The organism is Streptococcus sp. V728, from assembly GCF_052077995.1.
In the GTDB taxonomy this organism is placed as follows: domain Bacteria; phylum Bacillota; class Bacilli; order Lactobacillales; family Streptococcaceae; genus Streptococcus; species Streptococcus infantis_B.
In genome coordinates, this window is sequence record NZ_JBQJJH010000003.1 from 130,032 (window position 1) to 143,565 (window position 13,534).

11 protein-coding genes and 1 tRNA gene are annotated in these 13,534 nt (G+C 33.0%); 4 read left to right on the forward strand and 8 right to left on the reverse strand.

Annotated elements, in window-relative coordinates; genetic code table 11:
* Nucleotides 1-46 precede the first annotated feature (46 nt).
* The 8 genes from mfd to ACTO1Y_RS06370 all read right to left on the reverse strand — a co-directional run bounded on the left by mfd (nt 47) and on the right by ACTO1Y_RS06370 (nt 10,504).
* The gene (gene mfd / locus ACTO1Y_RS06335) at nt 47-3,550 is read right to left on the reverse strand and encodes a transcription-repair coupling factor (RefSeq protein ID WP_441348687.1); all 3,504 of its coding nucleotides are present in this window, start codon (nt 3,548-3,550) and stop codon (nt 47-49) included.
* On the reverse strand, nt 3,543-4,112 hold the full coding sequence (gene pth, locus ACTO1Y_RS06340; RefSeq protein WP_006150544.1) for an aminoacyl-tRNA hydrolase: 570 nt from the start codon (nt 4,110-4,112) through the stop codon (nt 3,543-3,545). The genes mfd and pth overlap by 8 nt, the downstream gene beginning before the upstream one ends.
* 72 nt (nt 4,113-4,184) lie before the next feature.
* Complete coding sequence (ychF, locus tag ACTO1Y_RS06345) at nt 4,185-5,300, reverse strand: redox-regulated ATPase YchF (protein ID WP_006150542.1); 1,116 nt, start codon at nt 5,298-5,300, stop codon at nt 4,185-4,187.
* Between the two features lie 84 nt (nt 5,301-5,384).
* Entirely contained in the window at nt 5,385-5,579 is a 195-nt protein-coding gene (locus ACTO1Y_RS06350) for a DUF951 domain-containing protein (RefSeq protein ID WP_006150549.1), read from the reverse strand.
* A gap of 66 nt (nt 5,580-5,645) precedes the next feature.
* Nucleotides 5,646-6,782: a DNA polymerase III subunit beta gene (gene dnaN / locus ACTO1Y_RS06355; RefSeq protein ID WP_006150546.1), complete on the reverse strand. Its 1,137-nt coding sequence runs from the start codon at nt 6,780-6,782 to the stop codon at nt 5,646-5,648.
* A 158-nt stretch (nt 6,783-6,940) separates the two neighbouring features.
* Nucleotides 6,941-8,299, reverse strand: a complete 1,359-nt coding sequence (dnaA, locus tag ACTO1Y_RS06360) for a chromosomal replication initiator protein DnaA (RefSeq protein WP_025170009.1) — start codon at nt 8,297-8,299, stop codon at nt 6,941-6,943.
* A 211-nt stretch (nt 8,300-8,510) separates the two neighbouring features.
* Nucleotides 8,511-9,272 carry a ParB/RepB/Spo0J family partition protein gene (locus tag ACTO1Y_RS06365; protein ID WP_441348688.1) on the reverse strand — a complete coding sequence of 254 codons (762 nt, stop codon included), beginning with the start codon at nt 9,270-9,272 and terminating at the stop codon, nt 8,511-8,513.
* Between the two features lie 56 nt (nt 9,273-9,328).
* The gene (locus tag ACTO1Y_RS06370) at nt 9,329-10,504 is read right to left on the reverse strand and encodes a S1C family serine protease (protein WP_006150556.1); all 1,176 of its coding nucleotides are present in this window, start codon (nt 10,502-10,504) and stop codon (nt 9,329-9,331) included.
* A 183-nt stretch (nt 10,505-10,687) separates the two neighbouring features.
* Between ACTO1Y_RS06370 and rlmH the strand changes: the two genes are divergently transcribed.
* From rlmH to comE, 4 genes are all read left to right on the forward strand, one after another.
* A complete protein-coding gene (rlmH, locus tag ACTO1Y_RS06375; RefSeq protein WP_006150541.1) occupies nt 10,688-11,167 on the forward strand; it encodes a 23S rRNA (pseudouridine(1915)-N(3))-methyltransferase RlmH in 480 nt (159 codons plus the stop codon).
* 41 nt (nt 11,168-11,208) lie between these two features.
* A tRNA-Arg gene (locus ACTO1Y_RS06380) sits at nt 11,209-11,282 on the forward strand.
* Nucleotides 11,283-11,451: 169 nt separating this feature from the next.
* Entirely contained in the window at nt 11,452-12,771 is a 1,320-nt protein-coding gene (comD, locus tag ACTO1Y_RS06385) for a competence system sensor histidine kinase ComD (protein WP_303942965.1), read from the forward strand.
* Entirely contained in the window at nt 12,768-13,520 is a 753-nt protein-coding gene (gene comE, locus ACTO1Y_RS06390) for a competence system response regulator transcription factor ComE (RefSeq protein WP_006150540.1), read from the forward strand. The genes comD and comE overlap by 4 nt, the downstream gene beginning before the upstream one ends.
* Nucleotides 13,521-13,534: the final 14 nt, after the last annotated feature.

Consider the following 13,534-nt stretch of genomic DNA (forward strand, 5'->3'; position numbering starts at 1 on the left):
TTATTGTACCATTTTTATCCCTTTTATAGAAGAAAAAAGGTAACTCCTAATGTGACTCTTTTGATTTTTTTATCTTTGCTAACGATTCTCCAAAAGTTAAAAGACCTTCTAAAATCTCATAATCTTTTTTATTTCGAATATCAAAAACAACTTCGATTAAACCTTGATTTTCAGAAATATTAGCCTTCAAACTTGTCTGAGAAAGAGCCTGAAAATAATCTTGTGTTAAAAATAGCTGTTGGGATATTTTTTCAAATTGAATGACAAGCTTATTATTTCTTCTTTCAACTCGATTGACAAAAACTTTATCAAGATAAGCTTTAACTAATCCAATTTCTAAGAGATAAGCAACTACATCTGGATACTCTCCAAATCGGTCTATCAACTCATCTTGTAATTCTTCGTAGTTGACACGGTTGTCAATTTGACGAATTCTCTTGTAAATTTCAATTTTATGTCGTTCATCTGAAATGTACTCATCCGGAAGATAAGCATCAATTTGTAGAATTAACTCAGCATTTCCTTTTTCACGTTTCTTATCAGTTCCATTTTTCTTAGCAATTGCTTCCTCAAGTAACTGAGAATACAATTCAAAACCAACTGAATCGATAAAACCTGACTGCGAACTTCCCAAAAGATTACCCGCTCCACGAATGGATAAATCACGCATAGCAATTTTGAAACCAGCACCTAATTCGGTAAAACCTTTTATGGCTTCTAATCTCTTTTCTGAAACTTCTGTCAAAGATTTGTCTGGTCGATACATGAGATAAGCATAAGCGATTCGATTACTACGACCAACCCGACCTCTTAATTGATACAAGGTTGACAGACCCATGTGATCTGCATTTTCAATAAACAAGGTATTAGCATTTGGAATATCTACACCTGTTTCAATGATTGTCGTAGTTACTAAAATGTCATATTCGCCTTCAATAAAATCAAGTAATGTGTTCTCCAAACGAATTTCACTCATTTGACCATGAACAAAACCAATAGAAGCTTCTGGAATCAATTCTTGTAACTCTGAAACCTTCTTTTCAATCGTGTCAACTTTGTTGTAAAGATAGTAAACCTGACCACCACGATCCATTTCTCTCAATACAGCATCTCGAATGACACGATCATTCTGTTCAAGGACATAGGTTTGTACAGGATATCGATTGGTTGGGGGAGTTTCGATGACAGATAAATCTCGAATACCTAGCATAGACATATGTAGAGTTCGAGGAATTGGTGTAGCTGTCAAAGTTAAGACATCAACCTTCTTTTTTAATTCCTTCAAAGCTTCCTTATGTTTTACACCAAAACGTTGTTCCTCATCGATGATGATTAATCCTAAATCTGCAAATTCAACATCTTTAGACAAAACTCTATGAGTTCCTATCAAGATATCTACCTGCCCTTTTTTCAATTTTTTAAGTGTTTCAGTTTGCTCTTTTTTACTTCTAAAACGACTTAAAACATCTACGTTTACAGCAAATTGCTCAAATCTTTCCTTGAAATTACTGTAATGTTGCTGCGCAAGAACGGTAGTCGGTACTAAAACGACCACCTGTTTATGATCATTAACAGCCTTAAATGCAGCTCGCATGGCAACTTCTGTCTTACCAAAACCAACATCTCCAACTAAGAGTCGATCCATTGGTTGAGGTGCTTGCATATCTTTTTTGATTTCTTCTATACTTCTAAGTTGATCTTCTGTTTCAACATAGGGAAAAGCCTCATCAAAAGCAACCTGGTCTTCGTCATCTTTTGAAAATGCATATCCTTTCAGTTGGCTCCTCTCAGCATACAGTTTAATTAAGTCATCCGCAATATCTTCAACTTGATTTTTAACTTTTTGCTTAGCCTTTTTAAAATGTCCATCATTTAGTTTATTTAACTTTGGAGCTTTTCCATCACTTGAAACATATTTAGATAAGGTTTGGATTTGTTCTACAGGAATAGAAATACGATCTCCATTTTGATATTGGATGCTCACATAATCTCGATGAATTCCTTTGATTTCAATCGTTTCGATTCCTAAATATTGACCAATACCATGAATTTGATGAACGACATAGTCTCCTTTTTGGAGCTCATTATAATCCTTTAACCGCTCAGCATTACTGATATTTTGTCTTCTATATTTACGCTTAATCTTCTTCTTAAAAATTTCATATTCAGTGATAAATACAAGATTTTCATCTACAAAATGAAAGCCATGACGAAGATTTCCTTCAATAAGATTGACAGTTCCTTTACAGATTTCACTTCCATTACTATTATCAACCTTAATTTCGTATTCGTCTAAAATTGTTGACAGTTTTTTGAGTTCAGTTTTACTACTTGACTGAAGAACAATGGTATATTTTAATTTTTTATAACGTTCAATTTCTTCTTTCAAAAAAGAAAATTGATTGAAGAACTCTTGCATTGGATACTGATTAAATTGATAAAGATGATCAAATTTTAGATTTCCAAGACCTTTTTGAAAATTCGAAAAGAAACTCACTGGTAAATATTTTTTGAATCGACTTTCTACGTCAGCAAAGTATTGTAAATTTGATACTGCTTTACTATTATGTAAATTTTCTGTAAAGTAGCTAGCTGTTTCCTTATCGAAAGTATCATACTGGTTCATGATTTTTTGATAATCATCAAAAATGAGAGGTACTTCTTGTAAATAATCTAACAGTGTCCATTGTTTTTTATAAAAAACAGACAAAAACTTGCGAATATCAGAAGGGATACTCTGTTGCTTAGCACTACTATAGACTTCCTCTAGATATGACTTCAAAGTTGGAGAAAGTGCCTTATCAATCTCATGCTCTAAAAATTGTTGTCCACGATTGTAATCTTCAATACTTAGTAAAATATCGCTAGCGGGATATATAAAAATTTCAGAAAGACTTTCCTTTGATAACTGTGTCTCTGCATCGAATTCTCTAATACCATCAATCTCATCACCAAAAAATTCTATTCGGTAAGGAGATATTTGTGAAGTTTCAAAGATATCTAAAATATCTCCGCGAAGACTAAACTCACCTTGACTTTGAACTTGTGTAACTTTCTTATAACCAAGAGAAATCAACTGATTTTTTAGTTTTCTTTGTTCACATTCTTGACCAACTTCAAGTTTTAAGATACTATTGTCAAAAACTTGAGGATCTGGTAAAAATAAACGGCTTGCTGCGACGTTACAAATTAAAATCCCTCTTTGAGATTTATCCCTTAGAAAACGTAAAGCTTCGACTCTTGAAAATATCTTTTCTTGAGACGACACCAAAAATTCTACCATAGGTGAATCATCTACCAAGAATGGATAGACCATATCAGTACCTAGGATAGAAATTAAATCATTTATTAAACGCTCAGCTTCTCCATAAGTAGATGTCATCACTAAAATCTTGTTATGATTTTTAACACTACTTGCAATTGCTAAAGACTTTGCTGAACCAGAAAGACCTAGTAATAATTGTCTTTGTTTAAGAGATAAATGCTCATTCCATGATTGTATCTGCTTATTTTCTAGAAAGAAATCGATTAATGCCATTTCCTTACCCATTATATTTCTGCATCGTTTTTTCAAAGTTTTTCTCTTGTAAATAATAATTTACAGCATCGTCAACCTTGTCAATAGACTGTAAAATACCAATATAATCTTCTTTGTCAAACTTGCTCAAAACATGATGAACAACCGACATTCCTTTTTTAGGTCTCCCAATACCAATCTTTACACGATTGAAAACTTGCGTCCCAATATGTTGAATAATTGACTTGATACCATTATGACCGCCAGCTGATCCTTTAGCGCGAAGACGAATTTTTCCTACTTCCATGTCAAGATCATCGTAAATAATCAGTAAATCTTTAATATCTAAACCATAGTAGGTTAATAAAGCATGAACTGCTTTCCCACTTTCATTCATAAAAGTTGTTGGTTTCACCAAATAAATTTTTTCACCATTAAGGAAAAATGAAGCTAATTCAGCTTGGAATATTTTATCGTGTGTAAAGGATACATTCTGTTTTTTTGCTAGTTGGTCAATCAACATAAAACCAACATTATGCTTTGTCTCAAAATATTTATCCCCTGGATTTCCCAATCCTACAAGTAATTTTGTCATTAAAATTTCCTTTCAAAACCCAAAAGGGTTGGAATTTTTTTCCAACCTAATTGACACTATTAAAAATGTTGATTATACGTTAAAGCGGAATTCCATGATATCGCCATCTTGAACGACATATTCTTTTCCTTCTTCACGCAAACGTCCAGCTTCTTTTACAGCCTTTTCAGATCCGTATTTAATCAAATCATCATAAGACATAGTTACTGCACGAATAAAACCTTTTTCGAAGTCAGAGTGGATGATACCAGCTGCTTGTGGAGCTTTCATACCACGTTTAAAGGTCCAAGCACGAACCTCTTTTTCACCAGCTGTGAAGTAAGTTCCAAGTCCAAGTAGATGGTAAGCTGCACGAGTCAACTTATCCACACCTGATTCTGTCAAACCAATAGCTTCAAGAAACTCTTTTTTATCTTCATCGTCTAATTCAGAAATTTCTTCTTCAGCACGCGCAGAAATCACCACTACCTCTGCGTTTTCTGTTTCTGCGAATTCACGAATTTGCTTCACATAATCAATAGATTCTGGGTCTCCAACAACATCCTCATCCACATTTGCTACATAAAGAACTGGTTTAGTAGTCAAAAGGAAGAGTCCTTTGACTACTTTTTGCTCTTCATCTGTAAATTCAATGGTACGTGCTGACTTACCGTCTTCAAGAACTGGTTTAATCTTTTGGAGAACATTAAATTCTGCAACTGATTCCTTATCTTTTTGCGTACGTGCCATCTTTTCAACACGCGCATAGCGTTTATTGACAGATTCTAGGTCAGCAAGAATCAATTCTAGGTTAATGGTATCAATATCTGCTAATGGATCTACAAAAGCATCTTCACGTCCTTGCTCACGCATGACATTCTCATCATCAAAGGCACGAACTACATGGACAATGGCATCAACTTCACGAATATTGGCCAAGAATTTATTTCCAAGACCTTCTCCTTTTGATGCACCTTTTACAATCCCTGCAATATCTGTAAATTCAAAGGTTGTTGGGACTGTCTTCTTAGGAGTAATCATTTCAGTCAATTTTTGTAGGCGTTCATCTGGAACTTCTACCATCCCGACGTTTGGGTCGATGGTTGCAAATGGATAGTTTGCAGCCTCTGCTCCTGCTTTTGTAATTGCGTTAAATAAGGTTGATTTACCAACGTTTGGCAAACCCACGATACCTGCTGTTAAAGCCATAGTTTCTCATTCTCCGTTCACATTTCAATCTTCAATATTATAACACAAAAAGGGAAAACTTGCTAACCCTCCAATTCAGTGTTTCTAGTCGATAATTTTGTTCATTTTTCTTTCAAAATCATAGCGACTCATCATGACTACATGATCACAATTACTGCATTTAATTTTAATATCTGCACCTAAACGAGTAATTTCCCAACGATTTGCTTTTTTGCCTGTAGATTTGATTGTACAAGCGTGTGGTTTTTTCATTTCAACAAAATTTCCAACTTGATACATAGCTAGTCTCCTTTTCTATTTTCGATTATATCATAAAAGAGGCGAGCTAAGCTCAACCTCTTTCCATTAATTTGTACGAACTGGTGTAATCAGCTGCATGAAATCTTCATCTGTATCAGCTGGTACCAGAGTAAATGGACGAACTGATGAGATAAAGCTGATTGTAACCTTTTCGCTGTTCAAGGCTTTTAGTGCTTCAATCAAGTAGGTTGGGTTAAAGCTAATCGTCAAATCTTCACCAGATACAGCAATAGTATCGATTTCTTCGTTTACTTTACCAACTTCTGGAGAATTTACATGTGCTGTAACCACTCCTTGTTTGATTTCTAATTTTACAGTACCGTTTTGAGTTGCACTTGATAAAAGACGAGCACGTTCCATAGATTGACGTAGATTCACAACGTCAAAAGTCACTGTCGTATTAAAATCTGTTGGAATCAAACGATCGGTATCTGGATAATTACCTTCTAAGAGACGTGTATAGAAGCTAATATTTTCGCTTCTAAAGAGAATTTGGTTATTTGCAAAGAAAATCTCTACTGTTTCGATATCATCTGTAAAAACAGCTGAAAATTCGCGTAGAGAGCGACTTGGGATGACAACATCAAAATCATCACTATTTTTCTCAAGCGTCAATTTCTTCTGACTGAGACGGTGTGAGTCTGTCGCAACTGTTTTTAATTCTTTATGATTACTCAAGACAAAGTGTACACCAGTCAAGATTGGACGACTTTCTTGAACACTAGCTGCAAAGGCAGTTTCGTTGATAATCTTTTTAAGAAGCTTTGTTTCAAGAACTAAAGGATTACTTGCTGCAATTTCCTGGATACGTGGATACTGCTCGCTGTCTTTTCCTTTAAGCGTGATCTCTGATTTTCCACTTGTTAATACAATTTGATTTTGTTCAATTTCTTTGAAGTCAAGAGTCACATCTGGAAGACTAGATACAACATTGATAAAGAATGAAGCTTCTAAAAGGATAGAACCTAAAGAGTTAATCAGAAGACCTGCATTTTCATCTTTTTGAGAAATGAAATTCTCAATTGAAATTTGACCATTTGATCCAATTAATGTAATTCCTTCGCTTGTAACATCGATTTTGATTGTTGATAAAACAGGAATAGCATTTTTTGAACTAATAGCACGTTTAGTAATATTTAATGATTGCAGGAATAAATTTTTATTAATAGAAAAATGAATCATGGCATCTCCTTTATTTATTTTTATTATTAGAAGGTTAATAGTAATAGTAGGCTGTGTGAAATCTGTGGAAAACCAAGTTTAGTTTAGAAAAATCAAGAAGTTATACTTGTTTAAAATTTGTTAATAAATTAGTAACATTTTAAACACTTATCCACAAGTTATTTGATTTTCTTTTTGATGGTTTCGATTTCTATACGTAATTTATCATCAGTTTCAATCATAGATTTGATTTTTGCATGAGCATGAATGACGGTTGTATGATCTTTACCACCAAATTCTTTTCCGATTTTTGGAAGACTGTTATCAGTTAATTCTCTAGCTAGGTACATAGCAACTTGGCGAGCTAGAACAATATTCTGAACACGTCTAGTTCCCTTCATCTCCTTAACGCTCACATCATAAAATTTTCCGACTTCCTCTTGGATTTTTTCAATCGGAATGACGATCATGGTGCTGACGCTTTGTTTTCTAGCACGTATAGCCTCAGATGCAATATCCACAGTTATAGTGTTGATTTGTTTGACTTTAGCCATGAGACTAATGTCTTTGAGGGCACCTTCTAATTCACGTACATTTGAATCAAACTGGCCAGCCAAATATTCGATTGTGTCAGGTTGAAAATGATAATCTAAATCCTCTGTTTTACTGTTTAAGATAGCGATACGAGTTTCGAAATCAGGTGGAGTAATATCCGTTGTTAATCCCCATGAGAAGCGCGTGACAAGTCGTTCAGGTAGATTTTCTAGTTGTTCTGGCCTACGGTCACTTGTTAAAACGATCTGTTTATTATTACTATGAAGGTTGTTAAATGTGTTGAAAAACTCTTCCTGAGTTTGCACTTTATTTCCACTAAGAGATTGAATGTCATCAATAAGAAGGAGATCTATACTTCGATATGTTTTTTTAAAATTATCCATATCATTAAGTCTTAGATGATCTAAAAATTCATTAATAAAAGTTTCAGCAGGGATGTATTTTACACGCGCATTAGGATTTTTTTTGAGAATTTCATTCCCTAAAGCATTGAGTAAGTGCGTTTTTCCTAAACCAGGTCCCCCATATATAAACAGTGGATTATAAGTTAGTCCAGGATCTTCTGATACAGCTAAAGCAGCGGATTTAGCCCAAATATTTCCATCACCTTGGATAAAATTATCAAATGTATAGATATCTCTTAATCCTGTTTCTGAATAAGGGATAGATTTTATAGTTTGTTCTTCTTGATGACTACTGTTTTCAACAGTTGTTGTTGTATTGGAGGAGTCAGAATATTCCTTAGTCAATACATATTGCGCTTTTATCTCAGTATCATAAATTTGGAAACCGACAGCTACAATAATATCATTGAGTTTTGTACTCCAAACCATTTCCATTTCAGATCTTGGCAAAAATATGGTAGCTACATTTCCCTCGACCTTTATTAATTCAGCAGGTGTTGCGTAGAAATCAAACATTGATCGTGTTAATCGCTCTTTAGCTAATTCTAAAATCTGATTCCAAAATTGTTTTTCTTTCAACAACAAACTCCTCCTTTTCTAAAAGGTATAATCTTACACCTATTTTATCATATAGCAAGTATTTTTTCCACAACTTGTGAAAAACAATCCACAATGTTTAAAAGATTTATCCACAAGTTGTGGATAAGAAGTTTTATCTGTGATTTAATTGACTTTTCACATACTGATTTAGTGGATAAGTCTGTGAGTTGAGAAAAATAAAATAACAGCCTTATTTCAGGCTGTTAATAAAACGTTGGTACTCTTCTTGATTATGAAAAGAGATAGTTATTTTTCCTGCCTCTTTTTTTTGAAGGACAATTTGGACATCTAATCCCAACAATTTTTTTAAATTTTCTTCTTCTTCTTTGATAAAGTAATCTTTTTCTCTGATTTTCTTCTTCTTTTTTTTCTCTTGAAGCAGATGTTCTACTTGCCGAACTGATAAATCCTCTGTCTGAATACGATGAAGTAATTTTTTTTGTTCTTCAACAGGTAGCTGGATTAGGAGTCGAGCATGTGCTTGAGATAATTTTCCAGTTTCTACTTCCGTTAGAATAAAATCAGGGAGCGTAAGTAAGCGAACAAGATTAGTAATATAGGGACGTGATTTTCCCATTTTATCAGCAATTTCTGCATGAGTATACCCTTTATCAATTAAAGATTGATAAGCTTTTGCTTCCTCAATCGGATTTAAGTCTTCCCGCTGCAAATTTTCAATGATTGAGTGAATCATCATATCTTGATCAGAAAGTTTTTTGATGATTACAGGTACCTCTGAAAGTCCAGCTGCTATGGATGCACGATACCGTCTTTCTCCAGCTAGAATTTCGTATCCAATAACTGGAGATTGACGGACGATAATGGGTTGAATTAATCCATTTTCTTTGATAGATTGAGCAAGTTCTTTTATTTTTTCTTCTGAAAATTCTTTACGTGGTTGATAGGGATTTTTTTGAATATCACTTATACGAATGAGTTTAAATTCTTCCATGTTTCTACAGTATCACAACTTTGATATTCTGTAAAGTAAGTTTACAAATCTGTAAACTATTGATTTAAATCACTAGTACTCTTGTCCAACTTGATTTTAGTTGTTTCTTCTTTACCATTACGGTAATAAGTTACAGTCATTTCATCTCCAATAGAGTGGCTATATAGAGCACTTTGTAATTCAGTAGTGGAAGAAATAGCTTTATCATCTATTTTTGTAATGACGTCATATTGTTGCAGATGTCCATTGGCAGGCATATTTTTTTGAACAGAACGAACAGCTACACCAGAAGTAACATTTCCAGGAAGTTTTAGTTTTTGAAGATCAGTTGTATTAAGATTTGATAAGTTAACCATGTGGATTCCAAGAGCAGGTCGAGTTACTTTTCCATCTTTTTCTAATTGTTTAATAATGTTGATTACGTCGTTTGCAGGAATTGCAAAACCAAGACCTTCGACAGATGTTCCACCATTAGAGGCAATCTTACTTGATGTAATACCGATAACTTGGCCTTGGATATTAATCAAAGGACCACCTGAGTTACCAGGGTTAATAGCTGTATCTGTTTGGATAGCATTGGTTGAGATAGCTTGTCCATCTTCGGATTTTAGAGAGACATTTCTATTTAAACTTGATACAATCCCTTGTGTCACAGTATTGGCATATTCAGAACCTAGGGGACTTCCGATTGCAATAGCTGTTTCTCCAACTGTTAGTTGATTAGAATCACCAAATTCGGCCACTGTTGTGACCTTATCTGCAGCAATTTTTACAACAGCAATATCTGAATAAGTATCAGAACCCACAATATCACCAGGAACTTTTGTACCATCTGCTAAACGAATATCAACTTTTTTAGCGCCATTAATAACGTGAGTATTTGTTACAATATAAGCAGTATCCCCTTCCTTTTTATAAATGACACCAGAACCTTCACTGAATACTTGTTCAGCATTGGTATCCGTATCAGTTTCATCAGATGTGATTAAACTGTTTTGAGAGTTTGATGAGTAAGTAATGACAGATACAACAGCATCTTTAACTTTATCGACTGCTTGTGTAGTTGAGTTTTCATTTTTTACAGCTGCTTTACTGACAGTAGTGGTAGTTGTCGTACCACTATTTTGTTTTTGACTGAGCTGTAATGTTGTAAAAGTACCTAAAATACCACTAAAAAAGCTAATGAGAATGACTAATAAAAGTTGTCCCCATTTTTTTAAGTTTTTCTTCATAGAAGAATCCTCCAAATTTATTTTATAAAATTATAAAATTATTAACTTAATCCTAACTTAAAAAAGTTTAAATTTTTCACAATCTGTGGAAAATTGTTAAAAACTTGTGAATTTATCACTATTTTCCCTGTTTTTATTTGTGAATAAGATGTGAATAAAATACGATTGTGATAAAATAGAAGCATGAAAATTAAAATTGTAACAGTTGGAAAACTAAAAGAAAAGTATCTAAAAGATGGAATTGCTGAGTATTCTAAGAGAATTTCTCGTTTTGCTACTGTCGAAATGGTTGAATTAGCTGATGAGAAGACACCAGATCGTGCTAGTGATTCTGAAAACGAAAAAATCTTGGATTTAGAAGGGAATCGAATTCTTTCCAAAATTGGGGATAGAGAATTTGTTGTTGTTTTAGCTATTGAAGGGAAAACTTTGTCTTCTGAAGAATTCAGTAAACAGCTAGAACAAGCATCTATTAATGGTTTTTCAACCTTAACCTTTGTTATCGGTGGAAGTTTAGGATTATCTAATGAAGTGAAAAAACGAGCTAACCTATCAGTAAGTTTTGGCCGTTTAACTCTCCCACATCAATTAATGCGTCTCGTATTAACAGAGCAGATATACCGAGCTTTTACCATTCAACAAGGCTCTCCTTATCATAAATAGGATTGACTATTCTTAATTATTTTGATAAGATAAACTAGTTAGGTCTCATAGCTCAGCTGGATAGAGCATTCGCCTTCTAAGCGAACGGTCGCAGGTTCGAATCCTGCTGGGATCATATACTAGATTTAACGCTGGGGTAACCCAGCGTTTTTTGTAAAAAAATGACAGTTCAGGTACAAAAATGTACAGTTGAGAATGATTGTTTATAATATAAATCACATTTTGTATAATAGATTTGTAAGTTCATTTATAAGAAAAAAGAGAAAACATTATAGGGAGATATAATGGATTTATTGAAAATACTCATAGTTATTCTTCATATTCTTATTCTAACAAATAGCTATGAACTCATTTGTAAGGCAACAAAAAAAGAAAGATATCTGTTTATTTCTTGGGTATTTATATTACAGTCTATTGTTGAAATTTTATTCTATTTAACTTCTTTACATGGATTAGGAATGGAAAAAATTTCATTTACCTGTATTATCTTTGCTTATTTAATAGGATTTAAAAAATATAATAAGTTCAAAGCTATTTTTATTAGTTTATTATTGTCTTTATTATATCAAAGTACTCATACATTTATAGCAGTAATCATATCCTCTATAACAGGTGATTCTTTCTTAATAAAATATGAAGATTTATTTTTTGTAGTGGTTTTGATGCTGACGTATTTTATCACTAAAAAAATTATTACTTATTTTCATCTTGAACTTACTTATTTTGATAAAGATTACCTTTATCCATTTTTCAAAAAGGTCATTTTAATTTTCTTTACTTTACAAGTTCTATTATTCATTTCAGATATGGTGGGTATTCATGCTCATTTTAATAATTTCAGTAGTATTTTAGCAACAATTGTCTTTATTTGTTTATTACTAATCTTCTTTGCAATGAACGCTCATAAGGTTCAAGCTGAAAGAGAGATCGCTCTAAAACAGAAGAAATTTGAACAAGAACATTTACAGACTTACACTGATGAAATTGTTAGTTTGTATAATGAAATTCGCGGTTTTCGTCATGACTATGCAGGAATGCTTGTCAGTATGCAAATGGCGATTGACAGCGGTGATTTACAGGAAATTGACAGAATTTACAATAAAGTTTTAGTGAAAGCTAATCAGAAATTGCGTTCAGATAAATATACCTACTTTGATTTAAATAACATAGAAGATTCAGCTTTACGAAGTTTGATTGCTCAATCCATTGTATATGCACAAAATAATGATGTGGAGTTTACACTTGAGGTAAAGGATGTTGTTACAAGATTGTCAATCGATTTACTCGATCTTGTTCGGATTATGAGTGTTTTGCTAAACAACGCTGTTGAAGGTGCTGCAGAAAGTTATTTGAAACAAATGGAAGTTGCAGTGATTAAGATGGATTTGGAGACAGTTATCGTGATTCAAAATTCATGTAATATCGCTATGAATCCTTCGGAAGATTTATTTGAGCTAGGTTTTTCTACAAAGGGTAGAAATAGAGGAATAGGTCTTAATAATGTTAAAGAAATTTTGGATAAGTATGAAAATATCATTTTAGAAACAGAGATGGAAGATAGTACATTTAGACAGATTATTAGATTTAAGAGAGAGTTTGAATGAAAGTATTAATTTTAGAAGATGTTATTCAACATCAAGTCAGACTAGAAAGAACCTTGGATGAAATTTCAAAGGAATTAAATATTCCTATTTCTTATAAAACAACAGGTAAAGAACGAGAATTTAAGGAATATATCGAAAATGACGAAGTAAACCAGCTTTATTTTCTAGATATTGATATTCATGGAGTTGAGAAAAAAGGATTTGAAGTCGCACAGTTTATTCGTCACCACAATCCCTATGCAATTATCGTATTTATCACTAGTAGATCAGAATTTGCTACCTTAACTTACAAATATCAAGTATCCGCCTTGGATTTTGTTGATAAAGATATCAATGATGAATTGTTTAAAAAACGCATCGAGCAGAGTATCTTGTATACCAAAAATATGCTGCTTGAAAATAAAGATGTTGTGGATTATTTTGACTATAACTATAAGGGGAATGATTTGAAGATTCCCTACCATGATATTTTGTATATTGAAACAACAGGTGTTTCTCATAAGTTACGGATTATTGGTAAGAATTTCGCTAAAGAATTTTATGGAACCATGACGGATATCCAAGAAAAAGATAAAGAAACCCAAAGATTTTATTCCGCTCATAAATCATTTCTTGTCAATGTAGGAAATATTAGAGAAATTGATCGAAAAAATTTAGAAGTAGTTTTCTATGAAAATCATCGTTGTCCAATTACTCGTCTGAAAGTCCGTAAACTAAAAGATATTCTGGAGAAAAAATCTAAAAAGTGATTGACAATTAGTAA

Excerpts from the sequence above, each read along its gene's own strand:
- mfd (WP_441348687.1), bottom strand. The coding sequence starts at position 3,550 with ATGGGTAAGGAAATGGCATTAATCGATTTCTTTCTAGAAAATAAGCAG.
- pth (WP_006150544.1), bottom strand. The coding sequence starts at position 4,112 with ATGACAAAATTACTTGTAGGATTGGGAAATCCAGGGGATAAATATTTT.
- ychF (WP_006150542.1), bottom strand. The coding sequence starts at position 5,300 with ATGGCTTTAACAGCAGGTATCGTGGGTTTGCCAAACGTTGGTAAATCA.
- ACTO1Y_RS06350 (WP_006150549.1), bottom strand. The coding sequence starts at position 5,579 with ATGTATCAAGTTGGAAATTTTGTTGAAATGAAAAAACCACACGCTTGT.
- dnaN (WP_006150546.1), bottom strand. The coding sequence starts at position 6,782 with ATGATTCATTTTTCTATTAATAAAAATTTATTCCTGCAATCATTAAAT.
- ACTO1Y_RS06365 (WP_441348688.1), bottom strand. The coding sequence starts at position 9,272 with ATGGAAGAATTTAAACTCATTCGTATAAGTGATATTCAAAAAAATCCC.
- ACTO1Y_RS06370 (WP_006150556.1), bottom strand. The coding sequence starts at position 10,504 with ATGAAGAAAAACTTAAAAAAATGGGGACAACTTTTATTAGTCATTCTC.
- rlmH (WP_006150541.1), top strand. The coding sequence starts at position 10,688 with ATGAAAATTAAAATTGTAACAGTTGGAAAACTAAAAGAAAAGTATCTA.
- comD (WP_303942965.1), top strand. The coding sequence starts at position 11,452 with ATGGATTTATTGAAAATACTCATAGTTATTCTTCATATTCTTATTCTA.
- comE (WP_006150540.1), top strand. The coding sequence starts at position 12,768 with ATGAAAGTATTAATTTTAGAAGATGTTATTCAACATCAAGTCAGACTA.